We start from the raw sequence: 15,242 nt of genomic DNA on the forward strand, positions 1-15,242 counted from the left end.
TTTATTCAAATTCAATAGGTACTTCCCGGGACTTACCATCGGCCGTCGTCAACTGCACTACTCCCTTCACGGGCTGGCCGGCCTTTACTTTGTAGAATGACCATTCGTAGGGGTAGGTATTCTTTGTAATGGTTTGTGTATTGAAAGTGGCCGATACACCAGCACCTTCTATGGGTGCTGCTTCCAGGTAACCATAAATAGAGTCCCAGCCAAAAGGGCTGCGTATTCTGAAAACAAAACATTTACCCCAGGGAGCACCCAGGTCAATGACCTTCATGCCATTAGTGACAGGTGGCAGCTTTGTATTTACAGGTTTGGCCGCAAGGGGGAATGACAAGGCAGTAAGTCCTTTTGCCTGCAGGGCTACCTTGATACTCCTGTTTTTCATGGAAACAGTTTCCCGTTTGGTGGTTGTACCATTGTACTGGCTGGCAGTTGTGGCATCTGTTACGGGCACATCCTGGCCCAATGTGATATTGGCCTGCACAGTGGCTTGTTCTTCATTGAGCAGGAGGACCCAGAATCGGTCATCAGAAATGGCGGTTACATAATTCACTTCGGGTTTGTCGATGGTCACCAATCCTTTCTTCATCCACAGGCTTGCGGTTGCATCACCAAATACGGTTCCTTTGCCAGCGCCGAATACGCGGTTGTTGAACCAAACGAAACCATCCTGTTTTCCATAAGGGAACTGTACTTTGCCATTGGAACGCTGGATAGCTCCGGTGATCATATAATCGAGGGTAAAGGCCAGGTGGGGAGGAATATGGTGATAGTAAATAGAACTTACATCGGGACCTTTGTAAGGAAAATCAGGCTGCAAGGTGATATCAGTAAACCCTGTGGCATAATAACCGGGGTAATTGGTAAAGCGACCAATCACCGCATTACGGGCATAGGTCTCAAATATCTTTTTATGATTGTACTGGTACAAGCGCAACAGATGGGGCGCCCAGTTGGACATAAAAACTGGGTGGGAAGCCCTATCCGGACTAAAATAGGTGAAGGGTTGTTCAAAGCCCAATCCTACAGGTGATACCAGGGCTTGTGGCACCTGCTTTTCAGAGGCATCGCCTTGCACCCGGGGAAATCCCAGCCGGTATTTTTTATCACCCTTCCACCATAGGGTGGTATTGCCTTCATACCGGTTGCCTGGATGAATGGTTTGCAAGGAGTCTTTTACCTGTGGAAAAGAGCGTATGCCGGCCAGGGTATGGTAAGCGGAAGCATTGGCTGCCTGTAAGAACCGGTCTTCTTTTGTTACATCATACAAATCTGTGAGGTCCCACCAATAGGCATAGAAAGCTGCGTTATAGAATGGTAGTCTTGATAAAGGTTTTGTGAGGTTGCCGTTTACCTGGGTGGCTATGAACTGATCGGCATGGGCTTTGGCAGCGGTCAACCATTTTTCTTCTTTGGTCAATCGCCAGGCGGCCAGCTCCTGCGACCAGGCCGGCACTTCTACGGAATAACCTTTTGCAGCACGAATAGCAGCGTTGGGTAAGGCAATATCCATGAGCCAGGGATTGGCTTCTCCCAAGAGCTGATACAAGCCTTCAAAATAGTTGGTGGTAAACTGTGATCCATATGGGCTGAACTGGAGGGACTTTTTATCGCTGTTGAAAGGGGTGCCTGATACTGCTTTGGCCCAGCGAAAACCACTGCGTGATAAAGTGTATTCAATAGTGGGCAGGGCACGGGTAATATAGAAATCCTCATCGCGGCTTATAACGGCTGCCGATACAATAGCCAATGGCGCTGCCTGTACTACGGTAGGCACCACGGCCGGATTGGCTTCAATATCATAAAATCCTTTGAGCTGTGGATCCCATCCTGCAGACACTTCATTTTTGACCAGGTCGATCATATTAAAAGCAGCGGTTGTAAGAGAGGCGGTATGCTGGGAGCGATAATCCTTTACTTTATATAAGCTGTCAGAAACATATTCCAACACTTCATTCCATCCACCAGCCATGGCCCCAATCACAAACTCTCTTTGGATGGTTTGGCCGGCTGTGAGCTTTGAATCATTGAATCCCAATACGGGAGCAAAGGCCACCGGCTGCACCCGGTTGACCTCGTTCTTAATGCTAAAACCCATGGGGCTATTCCAGCCATCGCCCCAGGCCAGGGGAAATGTACTGGCTTTACCGCTCGCAAAAGAGCTGAACAGCCCTGCGCCTGTTTTTGTTTCGGCAATAGCTACGGGCTGTGGCATCATGCCCGAAGGCAAGAGAACAGGCTGCGGCGACAACCGACGGTATTGGAACATAGGTGGTAACTGTACATTGGTGACGCTATCAGCCGACATGCTTTGAAAAGCAGCTACGCCCATGCTATAATAACCTCCCTTAGTGGGCTTGTATTGCAGGGAGACGGTCAGGTGCTTTGCCCCGGCATTGAGGGTCCAAATGCCTTGCAATACCTGTTCACCACCTACTGTATAATTTACGGCAATGGTATGGCTGTTCACCTGCTTCGCTGATACGGGTACAGCTTCTGTTACCACACCAGCGAGGAAGGGATTGAGGGTATTATCTGTTTCTAATATGGAGTACTCTTTACCGTTATTGGTAAAAGCGGTTAAACCAATGGAACCATTCCAGGAAGGGAAGAAATTACCAAAACCGGGTTGGGGGTCATCGCTGCGAATAATAAATACTTTATGGTCTTCCCGCCGGGCATCCATGCTGATCCAGCGGCCCTTTTGTTTGATCTCTGTTTTAGCGGCCAGTCTTTTGACGGGGTTACCGGGTATGGTTGCCTCCACAAAACGGAGGCGCACCTGATCGTTGGTAATAGCCGCTACGGTCGCAGCACCTGGGCCAGTATTGGCCAATGGTAACACCGGATATTTTACAGGTGAAGCTTGTTGTGCCACGGGTTTGATCCTGTAAGCAGCCAGCGCGGCCAGTGTTTGGGCATTGGGATCAAATCCTTCTACGGCTGATAATACGATGGCATCACAACGGCCAAAATTGCCCCGGCTGTCGTTGAGCCGGATGACGGTTTCACCGGCACTGAGTGTTGCCTGGCCTACCTTTTCCCAATAAAATCCTGCTTTACCATGCCTGCCTGATTCTTCCATGGGTTGTTCATTCACCAGCAGGCGGAACAGCCGTGTGCCGGGCCGGTCGGCAGGAAAGTCGGCGGAGCGTACCCACACCGCATAGGTACCCGCTTGTTTCACAGGTATCACGGTGAGGGCATCCACGGCTTTGGTCTTACCGGATAACACACGAAGTATCTGGTTACCCGAAAAACCTTTGCCGCCTTCCTGTTCTACTACCCACCCTCCTTTGAACTGGAAGTCTTCTGCTTCTATAAAGTAGTTGTTTTGTTGGGCAAGGGCGGTGTTGCCGGCCATTGTGCAACAAAGAAGGACGTTTAAGAGAAAATATTTATAAGATGATATCATATTTGATAATTAATCGTCGCTTTGGGCGGCCCCTAAAGGGGCTAAATACACTTTCGATACGTGGTGCTACAAAGCGGGGGTACCTAAAGGCACCCAAAAACAAAATCTCGTTTAATTGCTACGAAGCGGCGGGACCTAAAGGCCCCGAAAAACAAGTCCGCGTTTAATTGCTACCAAGCGGCGGCCTCCCGCTATTGCGGGACAAGCTCTAAAGGGGCTAAATACACTGGTGCTTCGTGGTGCTACCAAGCGGTCTTGCCTAATAGCACCAGTTCTATTGGTAACTAATCTCAATTACTTGTATCCCATAAGCAGGTATGGACAGGGGCCAGTTGTTGGTGTTTGTCAGCATTGTTCTTTTACCACTGGCATTGATTGACCAGGCAGTTTTGGGTTGTATGATTGCATTGTTCAGCACTTTATTGTAATCTACCTTAATGGTCGTCTGCAGCACCTGATCATCATCGTTCAATACAATGAGGAATAACTTTTTATTGGTAGAATCAATCGCTCCGTAATAATCCAGGTATGGGCTGGCGGTTTGCAACAGGCCTTCTTTCAATAAGAGTTGAGCCTTGTTGCCATAAATGGTACCTGCTGCAAAACCATAGCTTTGGTGCGGGCCTACCTTGGGAGTAATAAATCCACGGGGGAAGGTCACTTTGCCAGCAGACCGCAGTTCGGCTTCTGCCAACAGGTAATCGGTGATCCATCCAATCTGCCACCAGGCATGGTGGGGATAAGGCCCTGCACCCTTGTTCATGGTATTCCAGTAATAAGAAGCCACGCTGGTGGCAGGGTCTACAAAGGCATCGCGGCCCAGGGCGGCAGCACGTGCCATGGTAAGGAATAATGAATCGCGGGTAAGGGAGAACATGCGAATAAACATACCGGCATGACTGGCCAACAAGATAGGACCGTGTTTAGTGGCAGAACCAATGCTACCGCCATGCTCAAAGCTCAAACCTACCTGGCTGATCTCCCAGTCCTGGCGCAACATACCACCTGCTGTCTTTTGCGTACGGCCTGGGATAGGATGTGTGTAAACAGCAGTAGTATACAATTTGGCAGTGGTAATAGCGGCCTGCAGGTATTGTTGGTTTTTCGTTATCTCATACAGATCAAGTAAGGCCTGAGCGCTCTGACCGGTAGCGAAGTCGGGCGCAAAACGTGTATCGCCACACACACCGGTGAAGCGGCCTCTTTTTACAGCATTGGAAATATACCATTCGGCTCCTTTGATGGCGCCTTGCAAATACTTCTTATCGCCCAGCAATTTATAAGCAATAACGAGCCCATAGAAAGTAGGACGCAGGTCTTCCACTTCCGTAAACAATGGCTGGTGTGTAATGTGGTCGTAAGCCACCTGCCATCTGCCATCGCTACCCATCCATGCCAGCAACTTGTCGGCTGCCAGCTTCAATTCGCGTTTTAAAGCGGTATCGCCGGGATTGAAGAGTAAGATATTGCCAACATCCATCAACACGTAGTAAGTAGTACCGATCGGTTCCACATAGGGCCCCCACTCTTCGGTAAACTTTTTGCTTTTAGGGAGGTAATACTGTCCGGCTGCTGCTCCATGGAAAAAGCCTGGCCTGTTATCCTGCTGTGTGATCTTGAAATTGCGTGCATAAGGCAGGCGGGTTTGCTGTAATACAGGGTCGTTGGTGATGCGGGCCAGCATCCACATGGCGCCATAGTCGGCGTTCTTGATGGCATCGCCATCACCACCATATACGCCACCCAAATAATCCTGCGCCCCAATGGTAAGGCCCTGGTATTGTTCTTTACGCCATTTAGAAGTACTGTCATCCACCACATATCTATGCATGGATAATATACGATTGGTGAGGGATTGTTTTGTTTCTTTTAAGGCGAGAAAATCTTTTAGCCTGTAAATATCATTCACAGCATGTTTGTATACGGTATACCAATCTGCAGATTGTACAGTGTACCGGAAATTGAAGGTGGTTGATTCGCCTGCTTTCAGGAAAGATCCACGCTGGCCCAATACAGGATGCCAGACAGTGGGTGTTAATTGGGCCTGCCTGTTCATTAAGGACAGACCAAGTTGCCAGGTACTTTGTGTGCTGTTCTTATCTTCCCATGGATCACGGCCCATGCCAGACCCGGGTATCACGGCAAGGGTAAGACCTTGTTTTGTGCTGATGAGGGGCGCCAGGGTGGATGCAGAACGTTCACGACTAACGACAGGCTTATCTGGAATACCTTGCCCATAGGCAAAAGCTTTGATGAAATTCGATTCTATGGCATTGCCCTGGAAATGACCGGGTACCATTCCCCAGCTGAGTTCTTTTTTATCAACAATGGCGAGGGAAGGGGAAGCTATGGAGTAATAACCATCTTTCCTGGCAGTTAATGTGATGGTCACCAGGATATCCTGGTTGTATTGGGAATCCATACGCCAGGTGGACCTTACACTCGCTTCCCTGGTTTCCTGCAGGAAGGACAATTCATCATTAGCAGATTGTACTGCTGCCGGATAAAAGCGGGTGGCCTCGCCCACTGTGTTCATGGCAACGGGTGAGGTGGCTTCTGCCCAAACAGGAATGGTATAGCGATAGTGTGCCTCCGGAAATATTACTTGTTTTCCTGCGGCATCATATATTGGCTGGGGTATAGAATCAGGCTTTTGCTGTGTAAATAAGATGGTATATTCTCCACTGGCGCCGGTCATAGGGATCCAGGCGGCACCTTTCTTTACAGACAGTTGTTGCAGTTGCCATCCGCTGGCGCTTTTGTTCCATTGTAATCGTACAGCAGCAGAAGAAAGGGTTGCTTTGTTACCCGTGATCTTTTGTGCGGTGGCCTTGTTGGTTGGCAACATGCATCCCAAGACTAAGCACAGTAGCAAGGCAGCAGCAGGCAGCTTCACTTTCCTGGCTGCGCTGAAGGGGATCAGTGCACATACGAGGATAACAGCAGCAATGCCTGCCACTACCCCTCCGCCTGAAGCGGTGAGCAAACTCAATATGAACAGCAATACGGCTATAAAGGCCAGGGAGAAGGCGATGACCTGCAGGCCAAATTTATTTTGCTTCTTTATTTCGAATGTCTCTTCTTCGGTAGCTTGTAAGGCATTCTCTTTTCGTTGGATCTTGCGTTGTTGATACAATGCATAATCCTCATTGTGTAGTCCTTTGTAGCGCGCGTACAGTTCATACGCTGCCAACATGAGGAAGGGCAAGCCTACGCCTACCAGCATTTCTGTAGCACGGCTGAGTTTATATCCCATGGTGAGTGGCAATATCACCTTGCAAACGATGTTGACAGAAAGGCTGACGAGGGTGATAAAAATAGTGGCCTTGCCGGTGAGCCGTTTGGAAAACAATGCCCAGATGGGTGGAGCCAGGAGGGGACCTCCTGTAATGGCGCCAATGCTTAAAGTAAATTCTACGATGCCGCCAATATAAGGAACGATCAGGGCGATGCCGATCATACCCAGTCCAAAGAACCAGGAAGAGATGCGGGCCACGCTCATTAATTTTTTATCAGACGCTCTGGGATTAACGGAGCCCTTATAAATATCATTGGTAAATACAGCGGATACTACGTTGAGGGCCGTATTGGCGGAAGCGGAAGTGGAGAAATACATACCTGTAAGGATAAGGCCCATGAGGCCAGCCGGCAATACGTGCTTACAGATCATGAGGTAGGCATTCTCTGTATCCAGCCCGGATAAGGAGGGGTTGATGGTCTTGTATACCATGGGCGGCAGCATCCATAAAATGGGACTGATGATGTAGAGACCAGCAAAGAGGTAAGCTACTTTCGATGCAGACTTTGGTGTGTCTACACTGGTGTATCGTTGTACAAAAGTCCAGTTGCCGCCAATATAAAAGATATGGTAGAGTGCAAAAGCCAGTATAAACCCCCAGGTATATTCTCCATTGACGAGTTTGAAAAATCCCTGTGGCGCTTGTTCCAGGAAGTGATTGGCACCACCGGCGGCTTTAAATGCCAATGGCAATATAATGAGGATGGCGGCGGTAAGGATCACAAACTGCAGGATATCGGTCACCATTACAGCCCACAGACCGCCAACAGCGGTATAGGCAATCATGAATAAACCAAGTACAATGGTAACAGGTATCAACGGAAATCCTAATGAGGAGCCTACCAGCTTAGCTACGGAATACAATACAGAACCCTTGATGAACAAGGATACCAACATAAAGATGTAGATATAACTTTTTTGCACCCCGGCGCCGAGCCTTTCGCGGATAAACTCAGCGGCAGTCAGATTGCCGGTAGCTTTCCATTTGGGTGCCAGGTAGAGGCCAGTGATGAGGCCACCGATACACATGGTCCATTGAATGGTGATGGCCACCCAGCCATGTTGGTAAGCAATAGATCCCCAGGCGACAAAAGTGCCTGCGGAAAAGAAACTCATGAATAAAGACAATCCACCTATGAACCAGGGTACGGCTTCACCACCGGCAAAGAATGATTTCAGGTTCCTGCCTGTGCGGGCAAACAGGAAACCGATCACCATGATGAAGATCGAGAAAACTACAATGACGGTTGTATCTATGGTTGAGTTCATGGTATGATTATAAGAAGCAAGTGGTGGGTGATGAGCAGTTAAGGTGTTATTGTTAACGTAATTTCTTTCAGCGCACTTTCTACTTTATCATTGGCATAGGATGCGTTGGTAGCCTCAAATACGACTTTATAGGTACCGGGGGTGGTAAAAATTCCCACAGCCGCATATTTGCTCAGATTGGTAGTGATGTTCTTGATAGGTATGCCCTTGTCTGGCGAGGCGGTATTGGGATTAAAGCTCATGGAAAGCACCCAATCATCGTCCAGCGCGTTGGCGCTTCCCTGCAACAGCAACTGTGCGCTGGTGATTGACCATACTGCTGCGGGATTCTGGAAGCTCACTGCCTTCCAGTTTGCAGTAGACATAACAGCCATTGGCGTGAGCGTACCATCAGGCGCCTGCTTATCTGCATTGAAGGTACGGATCACCCACCTATTCTGGGTCATGATACTGGTAGTAATATAGCGAAAGGCAATGGTGGCTGATTTGTTGCCATCTGTAAACTCCGACATATCGACTGTACCAGACTGCACCTGATCGGCGCCCTGGGAGAGTGTTACCCTGCTGGTGATGTCGGTCCAGGTGGCGGCTTTCACATTGGTCGTATCGTAGGTACCGTTAAAATTGTTGGATACCAGTACGGTCAGGTTGTTGCGTACGCCGAATTGCTGATAGGTATTAAATTTTACCAGCAGCTTGTTGCCAACGGTAAACAACCTGTCGCGGTATTCATATACACGACCTTGTGTGCCTGGCCAGAAAACAATATTCTGTGGGTCGCCGGAAAAGTTGAAAGTAATGGTATCTCCCACTTTATAAGTAGTGGAACTGGTGGTCACATCAAAAGCAGGTGTCTTTATCTCGTCCCGCTTGGTACAGGATATGGCCAGGAGGCATATGCTGAAAAAGGAAATGATCTTATTCATAGCCATTGTGTTCATATTAATATTGATGGTGTGTTGAGTTTACCAAGTCCGCCTTCGACAGGCTTCTTTAGATCAGGGTGAGCCGCCCCGAAAGGGCGACCCACCCTTTAGACGCCTTCGACAGGCTCAGGCTGACAGTTAAATTCAACGACATTACCAACCGGGGTTTTGTGAAATATTAGGGTTCACTGCTATTTCGCTGTTGGGAATGGGAAATAACACGCTCCGGGATGTTATCCTGCTTGCCTGTCCTATAGCAGCAGGTGAAAGTGCGGTTGGCATGTTGGTCTGGTATTCCGTCAGCATTTGTTGCATGGTAAAGACATAGTTGCCCCAACGGAGGAGGTCATGCTTTCTGATGCCCTCATAAGACAGCTCCCGGAAACGTTCTTTCTGGATAGCTTCAAAGAAATCAACCTTTGCCAGTCCGGCAGTGAGGTCGGCAACAGGATCAGCTATGTCAACTGGCTTTCCAAAACCTCTTCTCCGCACCATATTAATGGCATCATAGGCTGCCTGGGTAGGGCCATTGACCTGGTTCTCTGCCTCTGCAAACATGAGCAATACATCTGAGTATCGCAGCATCGGGAAATTGATGGTGGTAAAATCCTGGTCCCTTGGCTTGAAGGTTTCATATTCTCTTCTATACTTCCCGGCACTTCGTTCGTAGATCTCTGTGGCGCTCCAATTGGTTCTTGTTACCTTAACCAGGTTACCTCCCGTGCCGCTGGGCGCAAAGCGGTAAGGCGCAATGGTCCAGTCTCTCCTGAGGTCACCGGCTTCATAGGTGTCGTATAACCTGCGGGTAGCATGTACATAATCGTACGCAAAACCGGTATCCACGTTGGGACAGTACAGACCCATCCAGGATCCTACATAACCACCTTCGCGTACGATACCCTGGTTGTTGCCATAATATTCCACTTCCCACAAACATTCTTTGATATCGTATTTATCCTGTGCGAGGTTGATGAATATCTGTGAGAAGCTGGGATTTAAAGCATGCATATTTGATTGTATCACCTTCTCTGCATAAGCACGTGCATCAGCATATTTCGCCTCATCATGCAAAGGATAACCTGCCATGGTCAGGTACACCCTTGCCAGCATGGCCTGTACGGCTGTTTTGGAAATACGGCCATTGTATCCATAATAAGTAATATCCCTCACCAGGCCCTCTGCCTCTTTCAGATCTTTTACTATCTGTGCGTATAGGTCTGCTACGGGTGTACGGGGGAGGGCGGGTTCTGTGGGTGATTTGGTAGAGGTGAGTTTCAGGGGTATTGCGCCGAAATTATCTACCAGGGTAAAGTAGTAGAAGGCCCTTAAAAACAGGGCTTGTCCTTTTACTTCATTCTTTGAAGAGTCGCTTACTGCAGCGCCATCCACATAGTCCAGCAACATATTGGCACGTTCGACCCCCACATACAATGCCTCCCAGCAACGGTTGAGCTCCAACATAGATGGATCGATGGTATTAGACATATAACCTGTTAACTGGCCTTTCAGGTAAAACTCATCACTAAATGCCAGGTAACCATACAGGGCGCTGCCATAGGTGCGGCGGTCGCCCAGCCTGTCATACACGGCTGCAAGGGCCCTGTTGAGGTCTTCCTGCGTTTTATAATATGTATCTGGTGTAATAGAATCTGTAGGTTTGGTATCGAGAAATTTGTTGCAGGAATTAAGTAGTATGCCTGCTATGATCAGCAGTGTAAAAGCTGCGAGCTGTGAGCTACGAGCTGCGAGCGTTGACGATTGCACCTGCTGTTTGGCCGATTGAGTTCCCGACTTTTTATTTACTATCATAGATCCACGGTTCACGATTTTCATATACTAGGCATTTATTCGTTAGAATGTTACATTAAGTCCCAGGGTAAGAGTTCTCGCTTTGGGGTAAGCCGACCAATCGAAGCCCGGGGTAAGGGCGGAATTCCTTACAGATACTTCCGGGTCTACGCCTGAGTAGTTGGTCCAGGTAACCAGGTTCTGTGCGGCGGCATATACGCGGATACCCTGAATTTTTATGCGTTTCAATACCGGTGCCGGCAGGTTATAGCCCAGTGAAACGGTTTTCAGCCGCAGGAAAGAACCATCTTCTATCACGCGGGTAGAATATACATTGGGGCTGGTTACACCGGCAACAGGCATATTGGTATGGGGATTTTCAGGGGTCCACCGGTTTTCAAAGGACTTAAACATATTGAGGTATTGCCTTCCCTCATAGCCTTCAAAGACCAGTCGGTTGCCATTGAGGATGTCATTACCATATGACCATTGAAAAAAGACATTCAGGTCGAAGTTATGGTAGCGGAAGTTGTTGGAGAAACCGCCTGTATGAACAGGCAGGGGATTACCAATCACGGTCTGATCATCGGCATTCACTACCCCATCGCCGTTAATATCCACATATTTAATGTAGCCGGGTTTGATAACGGCTCTGTCCTGGCCATTATTGGGAACATCTTCCCGCAACACATAAGCGCCATTGGGCAGTCTGTTAAAATCATCTACCTGGTATAAACCATCTGCGATGTATCCTAAAAATAAAGCTACAGGCATGCCAGGCTTGGCCAGGTAAGGCAGGGAGTTGTTGAAGTTATCATTCCAGCCCTGCAACCGGGTAGTAATGCTTGGCTGATCATAATTCAACTCCAATATCTTATTACGGTTGAAAGAAATATTAAAGTTGGTGCTCCAGGTAAAATTCTTACTGTTAACATTAACGGTATTCAGGGTAAATTCAAGTCCCTGGTTAGATACTTTACCGATGTTCTTATACCCGGTGAGGTAACCTGTGGAAGAAGCGAGGTTAGCATTGAGCAACAGATCGCTGGTCTTTTTATAATAATAATCTACGCTAAGACCTATGCGGTTATTGAAGAATCCAAGATCGAGCCCCACATCTGTTTGTGCGGTACGTTCCCATTTCAGGTCCTTATTACCTACTTCTACGGGTGCAGAACCGGGTACCAGTATATTATTAAAGTAGTAACCCGGGGTGGTATTGCCACTACCATTGGTGAAACCGGTTTGTCTTAACACGGAAAGATAAGAGAAGTCGCTAACACGGTTATTGCCAGTAATGCCATAGCTCACGCGGAGTTTGGCATCTGACACAAACGGCAACTTCTTCATGAAACTCTCTTCACTGATACGCCAGGCGACAGAGCCTGAAGGGAAATATCCCCATCTGTTGCCATCGGCAAACTTGGATGAACCGTCGGCACGGAATGAAGCGGTGAAGAGGTATTTACCAAACAGGGTGTAGTTGACCCTTCCCAAAAAAGAAGCCTGGGCGGCCTCGGACTCGGAGGAGACATTTACCAGGGGGGTACCCTCATCCAGGCCACTGATACCTAAGGACTCGTTGGGCACTTTGTTGGCTGAGAAACCATCAATGAGGGTCTTTGTTTTCTGTAAGGTAAAGCCACCCACTACATTTAGTATATGGTCTTTATTAAAACGCTGGTTCCAGGTAAGGGTGTTTTCATTGAGCCAGCTACTGAGTACATTATTGTTAACAGATCCGTTCACGCCATTGGTAGCGCCATATACGGTACGTGGGTTGCCAGCGGCTGTTTTTGTATTGTAGAAAATCTCCCTGCGCACTGCATTCCTCGTTATACCACCAGTTACACGCAAGGTTAAATTCTTCATAACCTTGTATTCGAGGTAGGCATTGGCAAAAAGGGCATTGGTGAAAGCCACATTGTAAGCATTTTTAGCTGAAATGATGGGATTTACGCGCAGGTCGGAGGCGTTGGTAATATCAGGGTCAAAAGCTGCATCAGCAAAATTCAGGTCGCCCAGTGAATCGCCCATAATCGGGCGGTATCCCCAGGCGCTGTAAAACAAATAAGAAGAGGCATTGATACCATTGTCACCACCATTGGTAGCGATCTGTCCTGTGGTCTTCAATGATGAATAGTTGATATTCACGCCTACTTTTAATTTTGTATTGACTGTTTGATCCAGTACGATCCTTCCCTGGTACCGTTGAAATCCGCTGTTGATAAGAATACCATCCTGGTCCAGTATATTACCAGACAGGGCATATCGTGTTCCGGCATTACCACCGCTCACCGCCACGCTGTGGCTTTGCATGGGTGCTGTACGGAATATCTCATCCTGCCAGTTGACGCCCTTGACATTCCTGTAGTAGTCGAGCGTTTTTCCATTGTCGAGGTACAGGGCTGTAGACTGTGCAGGCAGTAATTCCAATTGGTATTTTACAAATTCATAAGGACTCATTACCTCCTGGCGGTTGATCTCTTTTTGTAAACCATACCAGGCATTATAAGTTACCACGGGGGCACCGGCTTTGCCTTTTTTAGTAGTAATGATAATAACACCATTAGCACCCCGGGCGCCATAGATAGCGGTAGCGGAAGCATCTTTCAATACTTCGATGGATTCAAGATCGTCGGGGTTGAAAGTATTATTACTGGGATTCTCGACGGGGAAGCCATCAATAACATATAAGGGAGCATTGCTTTGGGTAATGGAGTTGCCACCACGGATGGTAATGAGGTTACTGCTGCCTGGCTGGCCATCTACGGCGCCTACCTGCACACCGGCCACACGCCCTCCGAGTGCATCTTCAAATGAGGCTACGGGGGCTTTTTTAATATCGCCTACTTTTACCTGACCTACCGATCCGGTAAGGTCTTTCTTACGCACGGTTCCATAACCAATGACCACCACATCTTCCATATCCTTCAGATTGGTCTCCAGCTTTACATTGTAGATGGTGGTAGTGGTATTCAGCTTTACTTCTTTCTCTGTATATCCTACAAATGAAAATACAAGGATGGCTCCTTGTACATTGTCCACGCTAATGCTGTAGATACCTTGTTCGTTGGTGACGGCAGTGACGGACTTTCCTTTTAGTTGAACGGTCACCTCTTCCAGTGGTTCATTGGTAGTAGCGTTGGTGATCTTACCGGTAATAACTTTGGGTGTTGTAGGAGCTTTCTGGGCCCGGGAGCCGGTAGCAATCAATAATAATACAATAGTCAACAGGGCAAGATGAATTGCAGGCGGTGTTTTTTTCATACGGCGTAACTTCTGTAACAAAAATGCCAAATACGGACAGGAAGACAAAAAAAGTACCGGTCTATTTATTGTGGGAACATTCCCATTTTACGGGAACATTCCCATTGTGATGCAAATTATCGTTTCTTTGTATCCGGATAATTAAAATATCATTAATAGTCAAAACCCCATTAATGAAGCGCCACCAGATAACGATTGTAGACATTGCCCAAAAACTCAACCTCTCCAAATCTACGGTATCACGTGTATTAACGGGCCATCCCAGTGTAAGTGAAAAGACACGCAAAGCTGTGCTGGAACTGGCAGATCAGCTGGACTACTCGCGGAACATGCTTTCGATCAGCCTGCTGAATAAAAAGAGCAACACGATTGGCATCATTGTTCCTGAGTTTATCAGTTCTTATTTCCCACAGGTGATCATGGGCGCCCAGGAAGTAGCAGCCCAGGAAGGATACAATGTGATCATCGGGCATTCGAATGAAACCTATGAAACGGAAGTAGCCAATACAAAACTCATGCTGGCCAACCAGGTAGACGGCCTGCTGATATCGATCACAAAAGAGACGAGGAACTTCGATCACCTGAAAGTTTTTGAACGGAAGGGTATTCCCATTGTCTTTTTCAACCGGGTATGTGAAGACATGAATGTGCCGAAGGTAGTGGTAGATGATTATGAAGGGGCATTCCGCGCCGTTGAGCATCTCATTAAGCGGAAGAAAAAAAGGATTGCTCACCTGGCTGGTCCTGATACTTTATCGATCAGTGTAAAAAGATTAAGGGGGTACCGGGATGCATTGAAGAAATACAATATTCCCATTGATGAGGAGCTGATCATTCCCTACGATCTCACCATTGCCAAGGTGAAGATTTATGTAAATCACCTGTTGCGGCTGGACAATCCGCCTGATGCCATCTTTGCCATCAATGACCCCACGGCTATTGAAGCGCTGCAGATCGTGAAGAAGAAAGGGCTGCAGGTACCCAGGGATATTGCGATCGTAGGTTTTAGCAATGATAATATTTCGGGATTGATAGAACCGGCGCTCACCACAGTTTCGCAACCGGTAAGAGAAATGGGCAATACAGCGGCGCAGTTGCTTGTAGACCAGATCAACCGTGATATATCGGAATGGAAATCGATTATCCGTGTATTGAAAACGGAATTGATCGTACGAAAATCGAGCTGATTGAGGGTTGCCCCTAAAGGGGCAAAATACACCTTTGATACGTACCACCTGCTACAAAGCGGCAGCCCCTAAAGGGGCAAATACAC

At 47.9% G+C, this 15,242-nt stretch carries 6 protein-coding genes; 1 reads left to right on the plus strand and 5 read right to left on the minus strand.

Features of this window, described 5'->3' with window-relative positions; genetic code table 11:
• Nucleotide 1: 1 nt before the first annotated feature.
• The 5 genes from D3H65_RS17100 to D3H65_RS17125 all read right to left on the minus strand — a co-directional run bounded on the left by D3H65_RS17100 (nt 2) and on the right by D3H65_RS17125 (nt 13,969).
• Complete coding sequence (locus D3H65_RS17100) at nt 2-3,367, minus strand: hypothetical protein (protein ID WP_119051470.1); 3,366 nt, start codon at nt 3,365-3,367, stop codon at nt 2-4.
• Nucleotides 3,368-3,692: 325 nt separating this feature from the next.
• Nucleotides 3,693-7,985, minus strand: a complete 4,293-nt coding sequence (locus D3H65_RS33200) for a sodium:solute symporter family protein (protein WP_211345509.1) — start codon at nt 7,983-7,985, stop codon at nt 3,693-3,695.
• A gap of 38 nt (nt 7,986-8,023) precedes the next feature.
• Nucleotides 8,024-8,911: a DUF5017 domain-containing protein gene (locus D3H65_RS17115; protein WP_162915684.1), complete on the minus strand. Its 888-nt coding sequence runs from the start codon at nt 8,909-8,911 to the stop codon at nt 8,024-8,026.
• 153 nt (nt 8,912-9,064) lie between these two features.
• On the minus strand, nt 9,065-10,744 hold the full coding sequence (locus D3H65_RS17120) for a RagB/SusD family nutrient uptake outer membrane protein (RefSeq protein ID WP_245999520.1): 1,680 nt from the start codon (nt 10,742-10,744) through the stop codon (nt 9,065-9,067).
• Between the two features lie 18 nt (nt 10,745-10,762).
• Nucleotides 10,763-13,969, minus strand: coding sequence for a SusC/RagA family TonB-linked outer membrane protein (locus tag D3H65_RS17125; protein WP_119051472.1), 3,207 nt, complete (start codon nt 13,967-13,969; stop codon nt 10,763-10,765).
• A 173-nt stretch (nt 13,970-14,142) separates the two neighbouring features.
• Between D3H65_RS17125 and D3H65_RS17130 the strand changes: the two genes are divergently transcribed.
• Complete coding sequence (locus D3H65_RS17130; protein WP_119051473.1) at nt 14,143-15,156, plus strand: LacI family DNA-binding transcriptional regulator; 1,014 nt, start codon at nt 14,143-14,145, stop codon at nt 15,154-15,156.
• Nucleotides 15,157-15,242: the final 86 nt, after the last annotated feature.

This window comes from Paraflavitalea soli, assembly GCF_003555545.1.
GTDB classification, from domain to species: domain Bacteria; phylum Bacteroidota; class Bacteroidia; order Chitinophagales; family Chitinophagaceae; genus Paraflavitalea; species Paraflavitalea soli.

Coding starts and splice junctions, on each gene's coding strand:
- D3H65_RS17120 (WP_245999520.1), bottom strand. CDS start 10,744: ATGAAAATCGTGAACCGTGGATCTATGATAGTAAATAAAAAGTCGGGA.
- D3H65_RS17100 (WP_119051470.1), bottom strand. CDS start 3,367: ATGGCCGGCAACACCGCCCTTGCCCAACAAAACAACTACTTTATAGAA.
- D3H65_RS17130 (WP_119051473.1), top strand. CDS start 14,143: ATGAAGCGCCACCAGATAACGATTGTAGACATTGCCCAAAAACTCAAC.
- D3H65_RS17115 (WP_162915684.1), bottom strand. CDS start 8,911: ATGAATAAGATCATTTCCTTTTTCAGCATATGCCTCCTGGCCATATCC.
- D3H65_RS17125 (WP_119051472.1), bottom strand. CDS start 13,969: ATGAAAAAAACACCGCCTGCAATTCATCTTGCCCTGTTGACTATTGTA.
- D3H65_RS33200 (WP_211345509.1), bottom strand. CDS start 7,985: ATGAACTCAACCATAGATACAACCGTCATTGTAGTTTTCTCGATCTTC.